The following is a 20,219-nucleotide window of genomic DNA, read 5'->3' on the forward strand; positions in this document are numbered from 1 at the left end:
TCGCTCTGATCCATTCCCATCTCCCAACGCTGCCGGCAAATAGATCTGCTTTTCATAGCCGCCGACCATGATCGTGATCTTGTCAGCAGCATTGGCCGAATTCGCGGTTGTTATAGCGGCGCCAGCAAGGAAGACGGAAACGGCAGCGGTGTGAAAAAGCGCGCGTGTACAACGCATAGACTATATCCTCCTGATGGTTTTCAGCATCGCCAATAACACACGGGCTCGTGTCTCTCCTCCACGATGCGACGACAACACTAGCAGCCCAAGCCTTCAGTCACCTTTCAGCCATGTGGCTTAATCTCCAAAATCACGAGCGCCGGCCCGCAACGTTCCGAGCAGGCTTGAATCGACGAACGTGAACACCTTTCCGACCAAGTTGGGATTACTTCGGGTACCGGTCGCCTCTTGCCGGGTATTTCCGATCGGCGGCTGGAACAGATCTCAAGCGGCAGTCTGTGTCGCATACCAAGCGTCAGAGTTTCACCGCTAGCATAATCGCGCTTTGGCTAATTCGTATTCCGTCGCGAACTTCCACGATGGCTCGCGGTTGCTGCGGAGATAATTCTGCGTTTCGAGCTTGTCAGAGATCTCACACCAGTCGAGGAAGCAATCAGGAGACGACGTCGCCAATGGGCGATATACCCTAAGCAAAAGCATGCGCGTTCTTCATGATGATCGAAGTTTAAGCGCCAGTCGCGCAGCGATCGCCGGCAGAATATCTCCCCATCTTCAACGACTGCAAATGAGGAGACTGGCGGTAGTGTTGACTCTGGAGTTCACTCAGCCGAAAACAGGCGATCGAATAGAGAGGAAATAATGATGGCCAACGAGAACACCACAGGACCGGTTGCTGCAGTTGAGGCGACGGATGCAGAGGCAAAAGCACCCGCTGCCAAGAAGCAGAAGCCACCACAGCGTCAGAAGACGACCGTCGAACCGGCGCGAGCCGCGGCAAAGGCAAGTGCCGCAAAGTCGCAGGTCGCCAAGCCCAGGACGTATAGCGAACAGGAAAAAACCGGCAAGCTCAAGCTGATCGAAAAGGCAATCACCGAGGGCAAAAGCACCCTCAAGGATGCGATCAAGAGTGCCGGCATATCGGAGCAAACCTACTATAACTGGAAACGGACCGCGACGCCCGTTGTTCAAAGGAACGCAAAGCCTGTTCCGGCCGGCGATGAGCTGCCAGATCTTGTTCAGCTCGAAAAAGAGAACCAGAAGCTTCGCAAGCTTCTGGCGGAAAAATTGCGCTCGGAAAATACGGAGCTGCGCAAGAGGCTCGGGCTGGATTGATCTGAGAACGGCGCAGGCGGTCATCTTCTCGATTGGCCGCCTGATCTTTTTTAACTCCAGAGGCTTGGTCGCCTCCAGTCTCTCCGTTGAGGAGAGCGATCGCGGGAGCAAATGTCTCCTGTTCAAATGACCGTTTGCGACGGGATTTTGGCGCTAATTATCGTCATTCTCTCGGACACTGGCCAGTTGAAGCGCGCGGCAAGGCGATATATGGGTTCGCCAGCAGGAACGCAGTCGCGCTGATCGGCGCCTGCTATTTAGCGATTTGCTCAAGGTTGAAACCATATGAAAACGCCACAACGGAAATTCGTTGTTGAATTCAAGTCGGGTCGACGACAGACGAAGGCGCGGACGAACTCAATTTGGGGTGATACCGATCTCAAGGCTTTGGTTCGTGAAGCGGAAGACAAGGCGCCGCATCTGTTCAATTCAAATGCGGCACCTGGTAGGCCTGACGAGGGCGGAGAAGACATAGCGTCTGATACGATGAACTCGGGCTCTGCTGGCGGACACGCAGGCGAGGCCAGCGTTGCGGGAGCATCGACATCATTAGGTGACGGCGCAAAGGTCGACGTGCCAAAGCAAAGTGAGACGACTGTTGCGACTGCCGAAGTTGTTGAACCGGTGCAGGAGAGCCCGCCGGTGTTTCAGCCCAAGCGAACATCAAGCGACACTCCTCGAAAGCGTGTTAAGCGCGGTCCCCTCCGCGCGACCGCGCATGTTGCGATGAGGAGGAACAAGCCCCGAAGCGTGGAAGCCGTAACGGCTCGGGATGCGGTTTCCCTCGAGGAGGTAACTACACTTGATGCAGAAAACAAGCGGCTCAAGAGGCTACTGGCAGAACGGCTTCATGCACAGAACCTGCAGCTCAAGAAGATGCTCGAGCGCTTTGATGTCACGTAAGAGCCCAAGGGTCGCGCGCGCGACCCCCTGCCGCGAGGTATGAATACAACAACTACTGGTTCTTCACGGTGTCTTCCAGGAAGAACCGGCCAAGCGGGTTCTGGTAAAAATTCTCAACGTTCTTGCGCGCGACGTTGATGTAGGGGCTGTAGTAGAGGTCGATCCAGTTCACGTCTTCCTTGGCCATCTTCTGCAGATCGAAATACATCTGCGCGCGCTTGGCCGGATCCAGTTCCTGACGCGCCTTGGCGACGAGGTCCTTCACCGCATCACTCTTGTAGTTGGTCATGTAGTTGTTATTGGAGTCGTGGCCGAGAACGAAGGTCGTCTTTTGGTCCGGGTCGAGAATGTCGTTGGTCCAGTAGTTGACCGAAATATCGTAGTCGCCGTTGACAGTCATATCCCATTCCTGGCTGGGATCGACCTTCTGAAGATTGGCGGTAATGCCGGCCTTGGCGAGCTGCTGCTGGATCAACACGGCCGTCTGCTCATCCACTTCATCGCCGGCACGCAGCAGATAAGTGAGCGTCAGGTTGGAGACGCCGGCATCCGCCAGCATTTGCTTGGCCTTTTCCGGGTCGTAGGGCCGCTGCAGGTTGTCGGCATAGTGATAGAGCGCGCCCTTCGGAATGTAGGAATTAGCGATCGTACCCTGTCCGAACGTGACGGCATCAACGATCGCCTTCTTGTCGATCGCCATGTCGAGCGCCTGGCGCACTTCCCTCTTGCCGAGATCGCCATGGGCGTGGTTGATCAGCAGATGGTCCTCGCGGGTCGAGGGATCGGTGAGCACGTTGAGGTTCGGATCCTTCTTCAGTTCCTCGACGCGCGAGAACGGCGCGAAAATCGCCGCATCCAGTTCCCCCGCCTCAACGTTTAACATGCGGGTATTGTCGTCAGGTACCGAGATCCACTCGACTCCGTCGAGCTTCACCCGATCCGCCTGCCAGAAATTCGGGTTTTTCTTGAGGATGATGCGGTCACCGCGTCGCCATTCATCCACGGTGAAAGCGCCGGAAGCGATCGGCTTTTCGGCATAAGCGTCAGCGCCCAGGGATTCCATGCCCGCCTTGGAGATGACCGAGGCGTTCGGAAGCGCGAGCGTTGAAAGGAATGGCGCGGAGGGGTTCTTCAGCTTGATGGTCAGCGTGCGCGGATCGGTCGCGACCGCAGTGTCGATCACCTTGTAGGAATCGCTCCAGAGCGAGCCTTCGTCGTCGCGAATGCGCAGGAGGCTGAAGACGGCATCTTCGGCCGTCAGCGGCGTTCCGTCCGAGAATTTTGCATCGCGGATCTTGAATGTATAGGTCAGGCCGTCGTCCGAGGTGGTCCAGCTTTCGGCAAGGCCAGGCTCCAGCTTGGCGCCGGTCTTGTCGACCCGCACCAGCACGTCATAGACGTTCGAGAAGACCCAGTTGTCGATGTTCTGCGCCGTCTTGATCGGGTCGAATGTCGTCGAATCCTCGCGGCGGCCGATCGTCAGAACGCCGGCCGCTTCCGCATAGCTGGCGCTGAGGGTGAGGGCAGCGGCGAAGGCGGCAAGCCCGATAGATTTCCACCTGATTGTCATGATGTCGTTCCCTTCGTTGTTATGGCATGCATTTGATGGATTGGATCGGTTCGCCCGGCGTCGGCTCGACACCTTTGAACCGAGGCTTATCCGGATCGATATCTGGGATCGCCGCGATCAGCGCGGCGGTATAGGCATGCTTCGGCCGCGAAAAAACCTCTTCGGACGGCCCCTCCTCGACCACCTCGCCGCGGTACATGACGACGGTGCGTGTGCAGAGATGGCGCACAATCGCCAGGTCATGGGCAATGAAGATCAACGTCAGGTCCATCTTGGCCGCCAGATCCCGGAACAGGCCGATGATCTGCGCCTGGATGGTCACGTCTAGCGCCGCCACGCATTCATCGGCGACGATCATCTTCGGATTTACAGCCAGTGCCCGCGCAATGCCGGCCCGTTGGCATTGGCCGCCGCTCATGCTGCGCGGCTTTCGGTGTGCGAATTCGCGGTCGAGCCCGACGAGGTCGAGCAATTCGCCGATGCGTGCTGGAATGTCGAGTTTGGCGACCGTGGCCTGCACCGTCAGCACCTCAGCCAGCGTCTGGCCGATCGTCAACCGCGGGTTCAGCGCGTTGAACGGGTCCTGGAAGACCATCGCCGTCTCCCGCCGCAGCTTAGCCAGTCCCGCCCTCCTCTGCTGGGTAAGGTCGATGCCGTCGAAACTGACATGGCCGGAAGAGATCGGCGTCAGGCCGAGGACGGCGCGGGCAAGCGTGCTCTTGCCGCTACCGGATTCGCCGACGATGCCGACCGTCTCGCCCGGCATGATCTGCAGGCTGACGCCGGAAACCGCGTTGACGGTCTTGGCGGCAGCTCCTTTCAAGAGCCTGCCGCCGGAAGGAAAGCGCACGTGCAAGTCGTCGATCTCAAGAAGCGGCTTCAACGCTCCTGCCGAGCGCGCGGTCTCGCTCCCGGCGGAGACGCCAATCTCTGGCATGGACGGATGGCTTTGGATCAGATTGATCGTGTAGGGGTCTTTCGGGCGGGAGAGGATCGCCCGCTTCGGGCCTTCCTCCAGCAGCCTGCCACCACGCATAACGGCGATACGGTCGCACGTCTGTGCCACGATGCCGAGATCGTGGGTGATGAGGATGATGGACAGCCCGCGCTTGTCGCGCAGATCCATCAGAAGGTTGAGAATTTGTGCCTGGATGGTCACGTCGAGCGCCGTCGTCGGCTCGTCGGCGATCAGGATTTTCGGATTGCAGGAAAGCGCCACGCCGATCATCGCGCGCTGGCGCATGCCGCCCGAAAATTCGTGCGGATAGCTGTCAAAGTGCCGAACGGGATCCGGAAAGCCGACCTGCGCCAGGATCTCGACGGCGGCCGCGCGCGCATCGCGCCCATTGAGGTCCTGATGATAGCGGATGCCTTCTGCGATCTGGTCGCCTATGCGCATGACTGGGTCGAGATGGCTGGTGGGGTTCTGGAAGATCATGCCGATTTCGCTGCCGCGCACGCTCAGCATCTCAGCATCGCTGACGGCGGTGAGATCACGGCCCTCCAGAAGCACGATGCCTCTCTCGATCGTTAGTCGCGAGGAGGGCAGGAGGCGGACGAGCGAGCGGCAGAACAGGCTCTTGCCGGAGCCGCTTTCGCCGACGAGACCCAGAATTTCGCCTTTTGCGAGATCAAGCGACACGGCATCGAGCAGAATGCGGACCCCGCTGTCGAGATGCGCTTTGACGGTCAGGTCGCGGACGGAAAGAACGGACGCGCTCATTCGTGCACTCCGAGCCGTTCGCCGAACGCATCGCCGAGCATGCTGAAGCCGAAAGCGAGGCAGACGATGGAAAGCCCAGGAAACAGGGTGATCCACCAGGCCGTGGTGACAAAACTCTGGCCCTCCGCCACCATAACACCCCATTCGGCGACCGGCGGCTGCACACCGAGGCCGAGATAGCTGACGGCCGCGCCGCTGAGCAGCACCAACACCGCATCCGACATCGCAAAGACGATCGAGCCGGCAACCGCATTCGGCAGCAGGTGTCGGAACATGATGCGCATCCGCGAAAAGCCGAGGCTGACGGCGGCCATCGCATAGTCGCTGTTCTTGAGCACCAGCATCTGCGCCCGGATCAGCCTGGCATAGGAAACCCAGCCGACCAGTGCCATGGCGAGGTAAAAGCTGCCGAGCCCCGGTCCGAGGATGGCGATGATCGATAGCATCAACACCAGGAAGGGAAAGGCGAGGATGATATCCACGAGCCGCATGAACAGCGCATCAACGATGCCACCGAAAAAGCCGGCGATGGTGCCAACAGCGGTGCCTATGAGAAAGGGGAAAGCGACGCCGATCAGCGCGATCTGCAGGTCGATCCGCGTGCCCCAGATGACGCGGGAAAGCACGTCGCGGCCGAAATTATCCGTACCGAACGGATGCAGCAGCGAAGGCGCCTGCAGACGGGCGTCGCCGTTGTGAAGGATTGGGTCATAGGGTGCCAGAACCGGCGCGCCTGTCGCCAGCAGGACGAAGAACAGCAAGATGCCGGCGCCGGTCACAAGCATCAAGTGCTTGCTGAAGATCGTCCGCCAGCCGACGGAGCCTGAAGACAGGGTATCGACGCTCATAGCTTCACCCTCGGATCGATCGCAACGGTGACGATATCGGCGACGAAATTGACGAGCACGGTGGCGCAGGCGAAAACCATGGCAACGCCCTGGACCACCATATAGTCGCGCGAGAAGATGGCGCGGACGAGAAGCTGTCCCATGCCGGGAAGCGCAAAGACGCTCTCGACGACGACGGTGCCACCGATGAGCCAGCCAATATTGACCGCGAGAAGATTGACGGTCGGCACCAGCGAATTCGGTACGACATGGCGCCAGAAGACGATGCGTTCGGGCATGCCACGGGCGCGCGCTGCCGTCGCCACGTCGGATTTAAGAGATTCGATCATCGCCGCCCTGAGGCTGCGCGTCAAAACGGTCGAGAGCGACAGGGCCACGGTCAAGCTCGGTAGGATCAGATGCGCGAGCTTGTCGCCGATTGTTGCGCCATAGCCCGAGACCGGCAGCAGGCCGAGCTCGACGCTGAAGAGGATGATGAGCATCAGCCCGAGCCAAAAGGGCGGGAAGCCGATGCCGAAGGTAGAGACGATACGCACCGCATGATCGGGCGCCTTGCCGGCATTGCGCGCGGCAATCGCTGCCATCGGCACGGCGATCAGGATCGACAGAACGACGCTGGTGGTAACGAGCGCAACAGTCGGCTCGATGCGGGTGACGATCAGTCTCAGCACGTCGATCTTGTAGAGGATCGATTTGCCCATCTCGCCATTGGCGAGGTTTTTAAGAAAATACAGATATTGTAGCCACATAGGCTGATCGAGGCCGTACTGGGCACGGATATTGGCGATCGCCGTTGGCGTGGCGCGCGAGCCGAGCAGGTTGCGTGCCGGATCGCCAGGGATCAGCCGCACCAGAATGAAGGTGATAACGCTGATGCCGAAAATGACGGGCAAAAACTGCAAGGGTCGGGTGAGGACGAACCTATAGCGATGCATGGTGATGTCAGCGCCTCCGTATTGTTCGGATGTCGGTCGCCATTCTTTGCATCAGTTCCGCCTGTGCCGCGACAAGAAATCGATCAGCGCTGGATAGTAGTCTCCGGGATTTTCGTAAAAGGGCATGTGGCTGGCATTGGCAAAGACCTTGAGTTCGGCATTCGAAATGGCGAGCTTTATCTTCAGTGCGCAGGCCGGCGTCAGTTCGTCGTGCTCGCCCGTGGTGATCAGTGTCGGCACGGTGATGCGCGGCAGGTCGGGAATACGGTTCCAATCCTTGAGGTTGCCGATATAGAGGAATTCGTTTGGTCCCTGCATCGTGCCATATGGCCCCAAGTTCCAGTCGTTGAGCGACCGGCGCACCGGCGCCGGCCATTCCGGCAACCGGCAGACGTGGCGGTAGTTCAATATAGTGATGGCTGCGAGATATTCCGGGTGGTCGTAGGTGCCCTGCGCCTCGTGCTTCTGCATCATGGCAACCGTCTCGGGGCCGAGCGCCGCGCGCAACCGCTCCAGCTCGGTAATGAGATGGGGCATGTCCGCGACCGTATCTTCGAGGATCAGCGTCTGCAGGTTTTGAGGGTAAGTGAGCGCATAGTCGATTGCCAGCCAACCGCCCCAGGAATGGCCGAGCATGTGCACCTTGCCGAGCCCCAGCGCCTTGCGCACCGTCTCCGTCTCCTCGACATAGCGCCCGATCGTCCACAGCGCCGGGCTGGTCGGGCGGTCTGAAGCGCCCGTGCCGAGCTGGTCGAAGGCCACCACGCGATAGCCTCTGTCGATAAGACAGGAATGCGCATCGCGCAGATAGTCACAGGGCAGTCCCGGCCCGCCGTTCAGGCAAAAGATCGTCTCGGGGCCGGAGCCGAAGCTATAGGCGACGACCTTATAGCCATCGACTCCGATTTGGTGTCGCGCCTCGGGTTCGATTTCACGCCACATTGACCACTCCGGCAAAGATTCTCCTTGCTCAATATTTGAGCATGTCTAAATTTTTATCTCAAACGACGGTCCGCGCCAGCTATAAGAAGTGATAGGGTCGCCAGGGAATACGAGCCGGAGTCAGCCGATGCTTGACGAAATCGAAACCATCAGACGCCAGTTTACGGCTCATCAGACACTGGATGGCCGCATCGATCAGATCTTCGAGGCCATGAAGACAATCGGCTTCGAAGCGCTGATATATGACTATACCCCGGTGGCTTACGATCTCGACGGCGCGATCATGATTCCGTCGCTGCTGAAGCTTCGCAACATTTGCGGCGACATGCATGACTACTGGTTCAACCGCGGCTACTTCCGCATCGACCCGGTGCAGCAGGTCGCACTTCGCACCTCGACACCCTTCTTCTGGAGCTATGATGCCGACGCCGACACGCTGATCCGCCGCTTCATGACCGAGGACACCGCGCCCGTCGCCCGCTATCTGAGCGAAAGGGATATGTCGACCGGCGTGACGGTGCCCATTCATATGCCGCGCGGTGACTATGCCACAGTCACCGGCATCCGCTTCGGGGGCAACAAAGAATTCGAGCGGCACGCCCTGCGCTATATCGCCGATTTCAATCTGCTCGCCCATGTCTTCCATGAAGCGGCTTACAACCTCTTCGATGCCGACGTCTTCCATGTCGGCAAGGCCAGGCTGACGGAACGGGAGCGCGAATGCCTGCGCTATTCGGCCGAAGGATACTCCGCCAAGGAAATCTCGCGCATCATCGATCGCTCCGTGCCAACGGTGGTCATGCATCTGACCGCCGCCGCCAAGAAGCTCGGCGCCAAGAACCGCACGCAGGCCGTGGTTCGCGCCGCCCATTATCGCCTTCTGGAAGAGCGCTCATCCTATAACTTGTGATAGCTGCCGCGCTCTAAAGCACCACGCTATGCTTTCTCAATTGCTCGCCGCAGCGTCGCGTGTCACTCGTGGCGCGCAAAGGCGGCTGTGACACTTCGAATCTGAATGGAGATCCATGTGGCCGCAATTGCGTCGAAGGAAGCCTTTCTGCCCTTTCGCGAGTATCAGACCTGGTATCGCATCACCGGCTCGCTCGACAGCGGCAAGCTGCCGCTCGTTGTGGCCCATGGCGGTCCTGGCTGCACCCATGACTATGTGGATTCCTTCACCGGGATTACCGAGATCGACGGCCGCCCGGTCATTCACTACGATCAGCTCGGTAACGGCAATTCCACCCGCCTGCGGGAAAAAGGACCGGATTTCTGGACGCCGGCGCTCTTTCTGGAAGAGCTGGATGCGCTCCTGAAGCAGGTCGGCATTCACGACCGCTATGCCTTCCTCGGCCAGTCTTGGGGCGGCATGCTCGGCGCGGAACATGCCGTGCGCCGGCCGAGGGGCCTGAAGGCGCTCGTCATCGCCAATTCCCCAGCCAACATGCATACCTGGGTTTCTGAAGCCAACCGGCTGCGCGAGGAACTGCCGCAGGAGGTGCAGGATAAGCTCTTAAAGCACGAGCAGGCCGGAACGATTACCGACCCCGAATATATCGCCGCCTCGCGCGTCTTCTATGATCGCCATGTCTGCCGCGTCGTACCCTGGCCGCCGGAAGTCGCCCGCACCTTCGCCATCATGGACGAAGACAACACCGTCTACCGCAACATGAACGGCCCAACGGAGTTCCATGTCATTGGCACGATGAAGGATTGGACGATCGAAGATAGGCTGCCGCTCATCGAGGCCCCGACGCTGCTGATTTCGGGCAAGTTCGATGAGGCGACCCCGCTGGTCGTCAAGCCCTATGTCGACCGCATTGAGAGATGCGAATGGGTGCTCTTCGAGCAGTCGAGCCACATGCCGCATGTGGAAGAGAAGGCACTCTGCCTGGAGACGGTTTCGACTTTCTTGCGACGACACGATTGATTGACGCGAAGCAGGTTGCCGCAGACCCAGCGCCGGTGTGCTGGCAAGCCCCGGGCTCGCAGCACTTTTGGACAACCTTGATCGCTTCGCAGGAGCGATTGCGGGCAGAAGCTGCGGCACAGGACCGCGGTTTCTCTCGTCGGTTAGCCAGATGCTCCGGCGCAAACCCAGTCGCGGATCGTCCGTCCAGCCATGCGCGATGCGCACCGAGCGGTTGTTAGGCCGCCCTGAAGCGGTCAAAGGCGGTGAGACGCTTGATCGGTGTGATCTGCGTCATCCCAGCGATAGACTTGCGTACGCAGATAGCGGAGTTCGTCATCGAGTGCGTCTTCCGCAACCTCGATCCACCAGGACTTCGGACGGCCGTCACTGCCATCCGACCAACGATAGCCGCGTGCTTTCAATTGATCCTTCATGTCGAAGGGGCTGTTTTCCGCAAAGATGCGGGCGCGTGATCGCTGGCTTGCTTCGTAGAGCTCGGCAAAAGGTGTTCGTCCCGATTCTCCTCCACTCTCCGCGAGAACCTCAAGGAGAGCAAAGCAGTCATCAACCGCTCGGTGGCCCTCGTGAAAATAACCGGCCTGCCCAATCAGATAACCGAGCTTTGTTCCTTCAAAGCCGCGCGACGCCCAGTCGATTTCAGAGACTGAACAAGCCCAGGCTTTTCCGGCAAAGATTGGTGAAAAGGTCTCGCAGAACGGCCGGTCGAAGCCGGCATTGTGGGCAATTACGAGATCAGCAGGCTCGATGACGGCACGAACCTGATAAAGATCAATCATCTGGTCGGCAACCATGTCGTCGGAGATACCGGTGAGACGTGTGATCTCCTCCGGGATTGGAATGCTGGGCTGCTGAAGAGCGCTATAGACGCCGATGACATCGCCGATATTTCCCGTCTCATCGAATGTGAACGCAACCGCGCCAATCTCAATAATCTCGTCCTTGCGATGATTAAGGCCGGTTGTTTCAGTGTCGATGATCACGCCTTTCAGCGGAAATCCGGGTCGCGCAGCCGTGATCACCAAACGTGGCTCGAGTTTTCTCAGGATACGGTAGCGGCCAGTCTCGTGGAGTTGCCGCACCATATCATCTTCCCTCAACGCAGCCGGAGAATGGCGTTTTGTCGATGAGCCTGCGCCCTTTGCAGGTGCTGCCCCGTCAGCATCAAACAGATCGAACTGCTGCGTCATTCGCTATCTCGGCCTAATTCTCAAATGGTTCTCCGGACTGCATCATCCGCCAAAGTCGCTATAAGACATCCGCTCGAACAAATCAGGAAGAAAGTTGAGGCCTGAAAAGATCAGTGGCCGCTCCCGGCGCCCCTGTTGTCGTCGCGACCGAACAGCAGCGCCGACAGTACGCGTCGGAAGACAGCGGCGGGCCTGCGGCGGAGTTCATCTTCAACGGATCGCCGGGGCCGCAGGATAGAACCAAACAATCCCTGCGCCTGCTCAAGGAAGGGCGCTGCCCCGTGGCGCAGGAGGAAGACCACCTCGAGACGCAGCTCCGAAGCACCATCGAGCTCGGCATAGGGAAGCTGGTCGAGCCGGCAGGCGGCGTCCCTCTGCGCGAGCGATGCGATTCGCCAATGCGTGTTGTTGCGGTAGCTCGGCGCGCGCCAGTCGGCATCCCTCGCGTCTCGGCCGAAGTTGATGAAGCAGGCATCGCCATAGCGGCTCTTCTGGATCTCGACAAACGTCGTCGCGAACCAGCCGGTGCGATGCCAGCGGACCCCTTTCCGGACAAAGCCTAGCGGCAGAAAGATATCATCCACCTCCTTCGTCAGAAGCTTCAGCGCCCGTTTGCGCGTCGTCGGATCGAGCGCAGCCTTCCATGCATTAATGGCATTTCTGTCGGCGTCCTCCATCGTTTTGTCGGTCTTTTCCACCTCTTGGCGTCCCCTCACTCGGGTCGAATGGCAGGGTCAGCAGACAGGAGGCGGGCGCGACGGTCAAGAGTTCGCTGCTCTACGTGGTCGACGGCGGCTGATTTGGATCCTCTGCCGGGCAAGGCGCAATCGCGGTTCGCGAGGCGTCTTGATCGTGCTAGGATCAGGCCTTTGTACTAAAGGTATTCTTGCGTTGTTGATGATGATGATGAACGGCAAATGTGTCGGCGGCGCGTACCCAACGATCCCGAGGTTATGTGGGGGCATTTTTCTGCTCGTTGCAAACGCGGCATTCGCCGAAACCTTCGTAGACACGAATGTCGTGTCTGTCGTTGAAGGCGGACACTGGCAAGAAGACGGCGTCGGCGAAGGAAGTTACCGCATCATCGTTGTGAACCAGGGCTTTGAGCACGTATCGTCGCGCGTCGTGGTGGAATGGAAATCAGTGCCGACTGAAACAGATGACGCCCAAATCGTCCATTCCGTGGAATTGGTTAAAGGTGGCTTCTACAGCATAGGCACGCCAGAAATGACTTTTTCCAAGGACGGGGCACGCGTCGAGTTGAGGGGCACCGCTACCTACACGCCCGCCATGCCGGTCGTTTGTCGTTTCGGTCTATCTCCTGGCGGCAAAGTCGCCCGGATCAAAGGGTGTGAGGATTAATGATCGGTCCTGCTTAAGCGGCGGAAACTACGTGAATGGCGGCCAGGCCACGTCAATTGCCCGGCTGTCGCCTCGCCTCCGGCCCAACCACCGCATCTTGCTGTTGTCGGTTTTCACAACTGAAGTGAACAGCAAGCCCACAGCCGCCATGGGCCGGAAGCATCCTATTCTTGGAATCCGTGAGTATCAGTCGTCGCCTTCCAGCGACGCAAGCGACTTTACCAAACCCACGATCTTTTGCCGTATTCGGGCGTCTTTTACAGCAAGGAATGCGCGGTTTAGCGCGAGCCCCTCGGCGGTGGAAATAAAGCCCGTCAGATCGTCCATGCCCTTCACTAAACCTGATTCACTTTCATCCGCTCCGGCCATTCCTTCGAAAAAGAATGAAACAGGCACGTTCAGACAGTCGGCAATGCCCTGAAGCCGGCTCGCCCCCACCCGGTTGCTTCCCTTCTCGTATTTCTGCACCTGCTGAAATGTGACACTGACCCGTTCAGCAAGCGCTGACTGGCTCATCCCAAGCACCCGTCGTTGCATACGGATTCGCCTTCCGACTTCTATGTCGACTGCACTTGGCTCCTTCGCATTAACGGCTTTATTCATGATCTTTCCTTTGCGCCTCAGGGAACTAAAATTGTGCCAGTGTGGAAACGTTGTCGATTGATCCAATCTAGCTAGTTCTTGAAGAGGTGTCCCTCCCAATCGCCCGATCCGTTCTCTTCAATGACAGGCGTGCCTTTCACTCCCGGCCTAATGTTCCGCCCTGTTCAACGCCCAGGATAGCTGCGACCGGCGCGTGTGCGGTCAGAGCACAACGTCGGGCATCGATGAGGACATTCCCGAGCCCATCTCCGATGGGCCTTCCCTCGGCCAGTGGGGTGGTGACCGTTACGTCCGCCAAATGTACTACCCATGGGTAATAGCGCTTCTCGTCGAAGACGCTATCATGGATTCATCAAATTCGTACTGACGGCTGACCACGGATGTACTGGCAGCCGTCGTCGATTGATCAGGAAGGGCCGGTGCGCGTGTCGCCCGGCCCTTTCCTTTAGGATTGCGGCTGCCAGATTTGCCACGGTCCTTCATGGAGATGGGCCTCAAATGCCCCGCCGAAACACCGTCAGGCCCGGTTGGGCAGGTGTAAAGAGCGAATATCAGACCAAAGTCCGACCGTTTCTCAGACTTCGTGCCGATACCACCTCTCGGCAGCTACAGTATGTTTGTACGCGAAAGGGTTGTGAGTTTTCGCTATGGCTAAAATCTTCGTTGTTGCGATGTCACTCGTGATGGTTGTTTTCTGGGGTTCCGTCGGCGTTCTGATGTACTCCCTGCTTACGTGAAGGCGTTCTGCGAAACTCGTCCCTCCCGGCCGGGTCTTGATTCGATTGCTCGAGGAAAAGTCGACACCCGTTGGGTAGCCGAACCTCAAGCTGTGCCCTATAGTTTCCTTTCAGCAATGGAGGTTGCCTAAGGAGGGTTTAGATTATGAGCGATACCGCTGTTGGTTTCATGGTGGCAGCTGAACTGTCGGCCCTGTTCTGGGCCGCAGCGCTCATGGTGGCGTTATCGATCTCTTGACGACGCACGGCCTCTTCATCTTTACCTTGGCTGTCGCGACTTCGATGAGAAGCATTTGCTATAGGTTTCGACCTTCTGGCTGGTCGGCACATACTCCCGCTTGTTGTAGTCTTCCCTCAGTCGCGAACTCCAGGCGGGCTGGCAAGGATCTGCAGACGAACTCGAGCCGCCCAGGCACACCGATATATAACCGGTTCTTCCGAAGCGGCTGGCGACGCCCAGACCATGAGAGGCAAAGAGCGCCCCACGAACCCCGATACAGACACTGCAGAGTTCTGAACCATCGGTCTCTTTCGCGATGGTCCGACGCGCTCGAGACGCTCAGGCATCCGACATTTCTTCGTCGCCGACAAGGAGTGTCTTCCCAAGTCCTAGGGATTGCAAATCCGCAGGCTCCATCAGGAGGATCTTTGCCAGCTCACCGGTCACTTCCCATCGCAGAAATATGAGAATGCGGCAGGTGGATCCGGCGCCACGCTACCACAGATGTTTAAGGCCGTCGCCGATCTCGTCTCTCCCGCAGAGCGCCTTGGGGGCTGCTGGACGCAGTGATCTTTAACGTGTTGATCTGCAATTCCGACTCACAGGCGAAGAACTGCTCAGTCCTGATCGGTGCGGGCGGGACTGCAAAGCTTGCGCCCTACGATCTGATCTGCGCGGCAATCTACGACCGGGTAGATCAACACCTGCCGCAAAATATTGGCGGCAGCTTTCTCGCGGCGGATTTACATGGGAAGCAGTGGAAAGCGTTCGCCGAAGAGACTGGGCTGAGCCCGGCATCGACCGTAAAGCGCGTTGGCCAACTTGCCGCCAAGGTCGATCAGGTCTGCGGAGATGTTCCACAGCAGATCGTCACAGGAGCTGGTGATCCAGCCCGAGTACTGGAGCGGATCGTGCACGAGGGCCGCAAGAGATGCCGACGGACTTTGACGCAGCTTTAAGAGAGGCGGCGGAATTTCGATCGACTTGCACTTCGCCCGGCAATCGCGCTAAGCCTGCGTGATGGACGACAATGTCATCAAGTTTCGCAAGCCCAGGCCGCCCCGTCAGCGAGATCCCCGTCTTCGCAAGATTCTCATTGTACTTGTCGTGCTTGTTTTGTTTGCGGTCGCCTGGCTCTATTTCGCATTCGTGGGTGCCCCGGTGGCTTCTTGAGGCTGCCGCAAGCTTCGAAGGGGCACTGGCTGCGGTGATCTTCAGGGGCAGGTTTGTCGACATGAGGCGATGAGCGGTCGGTTGCACCACCGGACTGCTTTAGCAACCTCCAAAGTCGTTCGGGGCGTAACAAGCAGCTTCAACGGCGGTGTGCGAGACAAATGCACCAGCAAAATCGCCTTGAAAGGTTCGACCTGAAAACCGTCGTGTTCGATTTCAGATTTGATCGCGCGATCGGGTGAACTCACGGATTTTGAGCGCCTCTTCGATTGAGGACGATTCCATAAATGCTCGTTGTCGCAGCGATGAAGAGCTGATGTTTTGCACGACCACCGAAGCAAAGGTTCGACACAAGCTCCGGGACGAGGATCCTGCCCATCAGATGACCGTCTGGAGCGATGCAGTGCACCCCATCGGCTGCCGAAGACCACAGGTTACCTTCACCATCGATCCGAAAACCATCCGCGCATCCGGGATTGATGGCGCAAAACACCTCTCCGCCGGCAAGCCTGCCGTTGGACGCAACATCGAAGACCCGGATATGTCGCGGATCTGAGCTGAACATCCGCCCGGTATCGGCAACATAAAGGCGAGATTCGTCTGGACTAAAGGCCAGGCCGTTCGGGCAGGCAAAATCCGTCAGAACGGCTTCGATTTTTCCGGAGGGCTCCACCGGTAGACGTGGCATGGCAGTTCTTGCTCGGCACGATAGCCCTCGTAGTCGGTCATGATCCCGTAGTGCGGATCGGAAAACCAGATCGAATTGTCCGATTTTACCACCACATCGTTAGGGGAGTTTAGCCGCCTGCCCTGGTAGCTGTCTGCAATTACAGTGACGGAACCGTCGAGTTCCGTCCGTGTCACCCGCCGCGTTCCATGCTCGCATGTCACCAGTCTGCCCTGCTTGTCGCGCGTATTGCCATTGGCAAAGTTTGACGGCTCTCGGAATACCGATACCCCAGCGCCCGCGGACCAGCGAAGGATGCGATTATTCGGAATGTCCGAGAACAGTAGGCATCCCGCGTCACCGAACCAGACCGGGCCCTCGACATGGAGTAATCGCGGCGCGATCACCCTCAGCCATTTATACGATGATGGCTGGCGGGGGTGGTTGCCCCCGATATGATGGAAAAACGGGCTCACGATTGGAACCGGGCCCAAGGCATCGAACGGAGAGCAACCATGGACCAATATATCGGGCTTGATGTTTCATTGAAAGATACCGCGATCTCGATCCGAGAAAACGGGAAGCGGATCTGGCGGGGGAAGTGTCCTTCGGATCCAAAACTTCTAGCGCAGATGATCCGCAAGCACGCCCCAAACGCCAGGCGCGTCGTATTCGAGACGGGGCCGCTGTCGACGTGGTTCTATCACGGACTGACGGCGGAGGGGATTCCGGCGATCTGTATTGAAGCGCGGCACGCGCAAAAGGTATTGGACGAGACGCTCAACAAGACCGATGCCAATGATGCGGATGGCTTGGCGCAGCTGGCCGAAGCCGGCTTCTACAAGGCGGTTCGGGTAAAATCGTTCGACAGCATGCTGACGCGCACGCTGGTCGGGGCTCGCAATCAGCTCTTGAGCATCTCAACCCAGCTCAGCAACCAGATCCGCGGCCTGATGAAGACGTTCGGTCTTATCGTCCCCAACGGAAAAGGTCGGGTGTTTGATGGCAATGTGCGGGAGCTCTTGGATGGGAATGACGGCCTGGCACGGATCATATTGCCTCTGCTTGAGGCGTGGCGCGACATCCGCAAGCGCGCCGCCGATCTTGATCGCCAGCTGCTCGCAGCGGCACGGGAGAGCCAGGCCACGCAGCTGTTGATGACGATCCCGGGGATCGGCGCCGTCACGGCGGTCTCCTATGTCGCCGCGATTGAAGATCCAGACAACTTCCGAACGTCGCGCTCGGTTGGCGCCTGGCTCGGGCTTACAACGCGGCGCTACCAGTCAGGCGAGGTCGATTATGATGGCCACATCTCGCGAAGAGGCGACAACCACCTGCGGGGACTGCTTTATGAAGCGGCGACGGTGATCCTCACAAGAACCAGCGCCAGGAACGACAGCAGTCTCAAGAGCTGGGGGCTTAAGCTGCGGGAGCGGTTGGGCTTCAAGCGCGCTGCGGTGGCGGTCGCGCGTAAGCTTGCGGTCATCATGCACAGCATGCTCAAAACAGGAGAGGTATTCAACACATTGGCTGGCGCCACCGCATAAGCGAAGTGTCAGCCTTCTTCCCTCAGCGCGTCAAATCTGATTTGAGGCACTGAGCGTCCCCTGCTGCGGACGTGGGTTCGATCATTCCGTTGCACTGGGCTGCAGCTCGTTCGAGACTGCGCCCTCGACATAGGAAGATCCTACCTGCGAAGACCCATTGTGCGGCGACCATTTGTCGACCGCGGAGACAACCCTGCTCCCGGCGCGGGACAGCTCTGAAGAAAATATGGCCGCTGAGGCCCGATCCAAACAGTCCATTCACGCCGCGTTGCCTATTCTGCAACACGGCAAGATGGCGAGTGCCCAGACGACCTTGACTAAGGGAACGCGATTAGACAACCCAGTCAAAGCCGGTGGCGATCTGCTTGACCGGCGCATTGCCGAGCACATAGGTGCTAAACAGCGGATCAAGCACTTCGAAACATGGCATTGCGTTCTTCTCCCAGATTTACCGGGCCATTCTTATTCGGACAGCCGGACGCGAGTTGGGACTGGTGTCAATTGAAGGCAATCTGCGCCTTCATCGCCTGGCTCCTATCAGTTGCCAGTTCGAAGGCCGTCACAGCGTCTGATAGGGGAAGTGTGTGGGTAATCAGCGGCTTCACGTCGATCAGCCCCTTTTGCATCAGTCCGACACCGGTCGCAAACTCCTCGTGAAAGCGGAAGGAACCACGCAGGTCCAGCTCCTTGGCTGTAATCGCCATCATCGGGAGGTTCATGTCTCCACCAAGGCCAAGCTGAATAATCACGGCGCGCGGGCGAAGAGCAGCGATGCCGGCAACCAAGGCAGGCGCGGCACCGGAGCACTCGTAAAGGACGTCGAATGAGCCCTTTTGGGCTGCGTAAGGGGTCAGCGCATCCGGCTCGCCTCCCATATTGATGGTCCTGTCCGCGCCGACCTTGCGTGCCAGCGAGAGGGTGAAATCCGAGAGATCCGTTGCGACGATTTCGGCGGCGCCGGCACGGCGGGCTGCGAGGATCGACAGAAGGCCGATCGGCCCGCAGCCGGTCACCAGAACCCGTTTACCCAATATATCTCCCGCCCGGCGAGTGGCGTGAAGAGTAACGGCCAGGGGTTCTGCGATCGCCGCTTCGCCTGGGGTAAGACCGTCCGCCGACACGCATTGAACGGCATCGGCGACGAGAACCTCTCGAAATGCTCCCTGGACATGCGGGAAAGGCATGGCACTGCCATAAAACCGCATATTGAGGCACTGATTGTGAAGCCCTTCCTGGCAATATAGGCAGGATCGGCACGGCCGGGACGGAGAAACAGCGACGAGCTGGCCCGATTTCAATCCCTCAACGCCCGAGCCGAGTGCTTCCACATACGCGGACACCTCGTGACCAAGGATCATCGGCTCCCGCAGCCTGACTGCGCCGAAGCCGCCGTGATTGTAATAGTGCAGATCGCTGCCGCAGATGCCACCGGTCGCAAGGCGCAGGCGCACTTCTCCGGGACCTGGCGCTTCGATCGGGCGCTCCTCGATACGCAGGTCTTTCGAACCGTGAATGACGATGGCTTTCATCGGCGCGCTCCTTAAAGAACCGGGGTCAGCAGGGGCTGACCGGAAAAATGCGCCATGAGATTGTCACGAACAAGCTGTCCCATGGCCTTGCGTGTTTCGATGGTTCCAGATGCGTGGTGTGGCTGCAAGAGCACATTGTCGAGGGCGAGAAACCGTGGATTGAGCTTCGGCTCACCTTCGAACACGTCAAGGGCGGCGGAGCCCAGCGCACCGCATTCGAGTGCATCAAGCAGGGCTTCTTCATCGATATTGGAAGCGCGGGAGATATTGACCAGCATCCCCTCCCCGCCGAGAGCCGCAATCACCTCGCGGCCGACGATGTGGCGGGTGGCGGCGGAAGCGGCCAAAGTGACGAACAGGAAATCCGAACGCGCCGCGAGCGCTACCGGATCGGCGACAAATTCCCAATTGGCGGCAAAATCTTTTGGCGCAACATCGGAATAAGCGATTTGCATATCGAAGCCCTGAAGGCGTTTGGCCACTTCATAGCCGATCCGGCCAAGGCCGAGTACGCCGGCGCGGCGGCCCCACACGCGACGCTTCAGCGGATAGAGCCCCTTTGCCGCCCAGCTTCCGTCCTTTACCCAGCTTTCCGCGCCAATCATGCCGCGCGACAGGCACAACATCATCGCCACGCCAAGATCCGCTACGTCGCTCGTCAGCACGTCCGGTGTGTTGGTGACGCGGATGCCACGTTCCCGGCAAGCAGCCAGATCGACGGCATCAAAACCAACCCCATAGACAGAGATCAGCTCAAGTGAAGGGCAGGCCTCGATCATGGCCCGGCTGGCGCCGAGTTCGCCTCGCGTAGCGATCGCCCGGACATTGGGACCGACAGCAGCAAGAAAGTCCGACTTGTCGGAGGCCTCGAAGTAGCGATGAACCGAAAATGCAGCATTCAGAGGCGCTTCGTCCCATTCCGGATAGGGCCCGACTTGAAGGATCTGGGGTTTTCTCATTTCGGTGTCTCCGTCCCTTGACAATTAATGTTATCGATAACATAAAGGTGGGCATTGCGAATGTCGAGACAAAAAATGAGGGAAGCCA

Annotated in this window: 16 protein-coding genes and 4 pseudogenes; 7 read left to right on the plus strand and 13 right to left on the minus strand. The window is 58.8% G+C overall.

Annotated features, from left to right (window positions below; all coding sequences use genetic code 11):
- Positions 1–9: 9 nt before the first annotated feature.
- Positions 10–177 (minus strand): annotated as a pseudogene (locus ACZ9DP_RS10165) (ABC transporter substrate-binding protein); the annotation flags it as partial.
- 645 nt (positions 178–822) lie between these two features.
- On the opposite strand from ACZ9DP_RS10165, the gene ACZ9DP_RS10170 reads away from it, so the two are divergent.
- Positions 823–1,293 (plus strand): transposase, encoded by a 471-nt coding sequence (locus ACZ9DP_RS10170; RefSeq protein WP_476201505.1) that lies wholly within the window; start codon positions 823–825, stop codon positions 1,291–1,293.
- A 285-nt stretch (positions 1,294–1,578) separates the two neighbouring features.
- Positions 1,579–2,196: a hypothetical protein gene (locus ACZ9DP_RS10175; RefSeq protein ID WP_476201506.1), complete on the plus strand. Its 618-nt coding sequence runs from the start codon at positions 1,579–1,581 to the stop codon at positions 2,194–2,196.
- A 52-nt stretch (positions 2,197–2,248) separates the two neighbouring features.
- On the opposite strand, the gene ACZ9DP_RS10180 is transcribed toward ACZ9DP_RS10175, so the two are convergent.
- The 5 genes from ACZ9DP_RS10180 to ACZ9DP_RS10200 are packed head-to-tail and all read right to left on the minus strand — an operon-like array spanning position 2,249 to position 8,214.
- Entirely contained in the window at positions 2,249–3,766 is a 1,518-nt protein-coding gene (locus ACZ9DP_RS10180; protein WP_476201507.1) for an ABC transporter substrate-binding protein, read from the minus strand.
- A gap of 19 nt (positions 3,767–3,785) precedes the next feature.
- Positions 3,786–5,489, minus strand: coding sequence for a dipeptide ABC transporter ATP-binding protein (locus ACZ9DP_RS10185; RefSeq protein ID WP_239601134.1), 1,704 nt, complete (start codon positions 5,487–5,489; stop codon positions 3,786–3,788).
- Positions 5,486–6,337, minus strand: coding sequence for an ABC transporter permease (locus tag ACZ9DP_RS10190; protein ID WP_283073562.1), 852 nt, complete (start codon positions 6,335–6,337; stop codon positions 5,486–5,488). Before ACZ9DP_RS10190 ends, ACZ9DP_RS10185 begins: the two co-directional genes overlap by 4 nt.
- The gene (locus tag ACZ9DP_RS10195) at positions 6,334–7,272 is read right to left on the minus strand and encodes an ABC transporter permease (RefSeq protein ID WP_239601138.1); all 939 of its coding nucleotides are present in this window, start codon (positions 7,270–7,272) and stop codon (positions 6,334–6,336) included. Before ACZ9DP_RS10195 ends, ACZ9DP_RS10190 begins: the two co-directional genes overlap by 4 nt.
- A gap of 51 nt (positions 7,273–7,323) precedes the next feature.
- The gene (locus ACZ9DP_RS10200; RefSeq protein ID WP_476201509.1) at positions 7,324–8,214 is read right to left on the minus strand and encodes a proline iminopeptidase-family hydrolase; all 891 of its coding nucleotides are present in this window, start codon (positions 8,212–8,214) and stop codon (positions 7,324–7,326) included.
- Positions 8,215–8,341: 127 nt separating this feature from the next.
- Between ACZ9DP_RS10200 and ACZ9DP_RS10205 the strand changes: the two genes are divergently transcribed.
- Both ACZ9DP_RS10205 and ACZ9DP_RS10210 read left to right on the plus strand, forming a co-directional pair.
- Positions 8,342–9,124 (plus strand): helix-turn-helix transcriptional regulator, encoded by a 783-nt coding sequence (locus ACZ9DP_RS10205; RefSeq protein ID WP_476201511.1) that lies wholly within the window; start codon positions 8,342–8,344, stop codon positions 9,122–9,124.
- Between the two features lie 105 nt (positions 9,125–9,229).
- Complete coding sequence (locus tag ACZ9DP_RS10210; RefSeq protein ID WP_194731480.1) at positions 9,230–10,144, plus strand: proline iminopeptidase-family hydrolase; 915 nt, start codon at positions 9,230–9,232, stop codon at positions 10,142–10,144.
- 217 nt (positions 10,145–10,361) lie between these two features.
- Here ACZ9DP_RS10210 and ACZ9DP_RS10215 read toward each other — a convergent pair.
- Positions 10,362–11,229, minus strand: a pseudogene (locus ACZ9DP_RS10215) (3'-5' exonuclease).
- A 215-nt stretch (positions 11,230–11,444) separates the two neighbouring features.
- On the minus strand, positions 11,445–12,032 hold the full coding sequence (locus ACZ9DP_RS10220; RefSeq protein ID WP_476201513.1) for a DUF4304 domain-containing protein: 588 nt from the start codon (positions 12,030–12,032) through the stop codon (positions 11,445–11,447).
- A gap of 148 nt (positions 12,033–12,180) precedes the next feature.
- Here ACZ9DP_RS10220 and ACZ9DP_RS10225 point away from each other — a divergent pair, with 148 nt between their 5' ends.
- The gene (locus ACZ9DP_RS10225; RefSeq protein WP_476201514.1) at positions 12,181–12,696 is read left to right on the plus strand and encodes a hypothetical protein; all 516 of its coding nucleotides are present in this window, start codon (positions 12,181–12,183) and stop codon (positions 12,694–12,696) included.
- A gap of 186 nt (positions 12,697–12,882) precedes the next feature.
- On the opposite strand, the gene ACZ9DP_RS10230 is transcribed toward ACZ9DP_RS10225, so the two are convergent.
- Positions 12,883–13,299 carry a helix-turn-helix domain-containing protein gene (locus ACZ9DP_RS10230; protein ID WP_074071477.1) on the minus strand — a complete coding sequence of 139 codons (417 nt, stop codon included), beginning with the start codon at positions 13,297–13,299 and terminating at the stop codon, positions 12,883–12,885.
- Between the two features lie 1,523 nt (positions 13,300–14,822).
- Between ACZ9DP_RS10230 and ACZ9DP_RS10235 the strand changes: the two genes are divergently transcribed.
- Positions 14,823–15,215, plus strand: a complete 393-nt coding sequence (locus tag ACZ9DP_RS10235; RefSeq protein WP_476201516.1) for a HipA domain-containing protein — start codon at positions 14,823–14,825, stop codon at positions 15,213–15,215.
- A 458-nt stretch (positions 15,216–15,673) separates the two neighbouring features.
- Here ACZ9DP_RS10235 and ACZ9DP_RS10240 read toward each other — a convergent pair.
- A pseudogene (locus ACZ9DP_RS10240) lies at positions 15,674–16,509 on the minus strand (SMP-30/gluconolactonase/LRE family protein).
- A 102-nt stretch (positions 16,510–16,611) separates the two neighbouring features.
- Between ACZ9DP_RS10240 and ACZ9DP_RS10245 the strand changes: the two are divergent.
- Positions 16,612–17,643: an IS110 family RNA-guided transposase gene (locus ACZ9DP_RS10245; protein ID WP_476201518.1), complete on the plus strand. Its 1,032-nt coding sequence runs from the start codon at positions 16,612–16,614 to the stop codon at positions 17,641–17,643.
- A 337-nt stretch (positions 17,644–17,980) separates the two neighbouring features.
- Here ACZ9DP_RS10245 and ACZ9DP_RS10250 read toward each other — a convergent pair.
- The 3 genes and pseudogenes from ACZ9DP_RS10250 to ACZ9DP_RS10260 form a co-directional block, all read right to left on the minus strand.
- Positions 17,981–18,073 (minus strand): annotated as a pseudogene (locus ACZ9DP_RS10250) (SMP-30/gluconolactonase/LRE family protein); the annotation flags it as partial.
- 67 nt (positions 18,074–18,140) lie between these two features.
- Positions 18,141–19,172: an L-idonate 5-dehydrogenase gene (locus ACZ9DP_RS10255; protein ID WP_476201519.1), complete on the minus strand. Its 1,032-nt coding sequence runs from the start codon at positions 19,170–19,172 to the stop codon at positions 18,141–18,143.
- Positions 19,173–19,183: 11 nt separating this feature from the next.
- Positions 19,184–20,131 carry a 2-hydroxyacid dehydrogenase gene (locus ACZ9DP_RS10260; protein ID WP_476201521.1) on the minus strand — a complete coding sequence of 316 codons (948 nt, stop codon included), beginning with the start codon at positions 20,129–20,131 and terminating at the stop codon, positions 19,184–19,186.
- Positions 20,132–20,219: the final 88 nt, after the last annotated feature.

This window comes from Rhizobium sp. USDA 4016, from assembly GCF_056279705.1.

Excerpts from the sequence above, each read along its gene's own strand:
- ACZ9DP_RS10180 (WP_476201507.1), bottom strand. The coding sequence starts at position 3,766 with ATGACAATCAGGTGGAAATCTATCGGGCTTGCCGCCTTCGCCGCTGCC.
- ACZ9DP_RS10230 (WP_074071477.1), bottom strand. The coding sequence starts at position 13,299 with ATGAATAAAGCCGTTAATGCGAAGGAGCCAAGTGCAGTCGACATAGAA.
- ACZ9DP_RS10185 (WP_239601134.1), bottom strand. The coding sequence starts at position 5,489 with ATGAGCGCGTCCGTTCTTTCCGTCCGCGACCTGACCGTCAAAGCGCAT.
- ACZ9DP_RS10175 (WP_476201506.1), top strand. The coding sequence starts at position 1,579 with ATGAAAACGCCACAACGGAAATTCGTTGTTGAATTCAAGTCGGGTCGA.
- ACZ9DP_RS10200 (WP_476201509.1), bottom strand. The coding sequence starts at position 8,214 with ATGTGGCGTGAAATCGAACCCGAGGCGCGACACCAAATCGGAGTCGAT.
- ACZ9DP_RS10255 (WP_476201519.1), bottom strand. The coding sequence starts at position 19,172 with ATGAAAGCCATCGTCATTCACGGTTCGAAAGACCTGCGTATCGAGGAG.
- ACZ9DP_RS10170 (WP_476201505.1), top strand. The coding sequence starts at position 823 with ATGGCCAACGAGAACACCACAGGACCGGTTGCTGCAGTTGAGGCGACG.
- ACZ9DP_RS10245 (WP_476201518.1), top strand. The coding sequence starts at position 16,612 with ATGGACCAATATATCGGGCTTGATGTTTCATTGAAAGATACCGCGATC.
- ACZ9DP_RS10205 (WP_476201511.1), top strand. The coding sequence starts at position 8,342 with ATGCTTGACGAAATCGAAACCATCAGACGCCAGTTTACGGCTCATCAG.
- ACZ9DP_RS10210 (WP_194731480.1), top strand. The coding sequence starts at position 9,230 with ATGGAGATCCATGTGGCCGCAATTGCGTCGAAGGAAGCCTTTCTGCCC.
- ACZ9DP_RS10195 (WP_239601138.1), bottom strand. The coding sequence starts at position 7,272 with ATGCATCGCTATAGGTTCGTCCTCACCCGACCCTTGCAGTTTTTGCCC.
- ACZ9DP_RS10260 (WP_476201521.1), bottom strand. The coding sequence starts at position 20,131 with ATGAGAAAACCCCAGATCCTTCAAGTCGGGCCCTATCCGGAATGGGAC.
- ACZ9DP_RS10190 (WP_283073562.1), bottom strand. The coding sequence starts at position 6,337 with ATGAGCGTCGATACCCTGTCTTCAGGCTCCGTCGGCTGGCGGACGATC.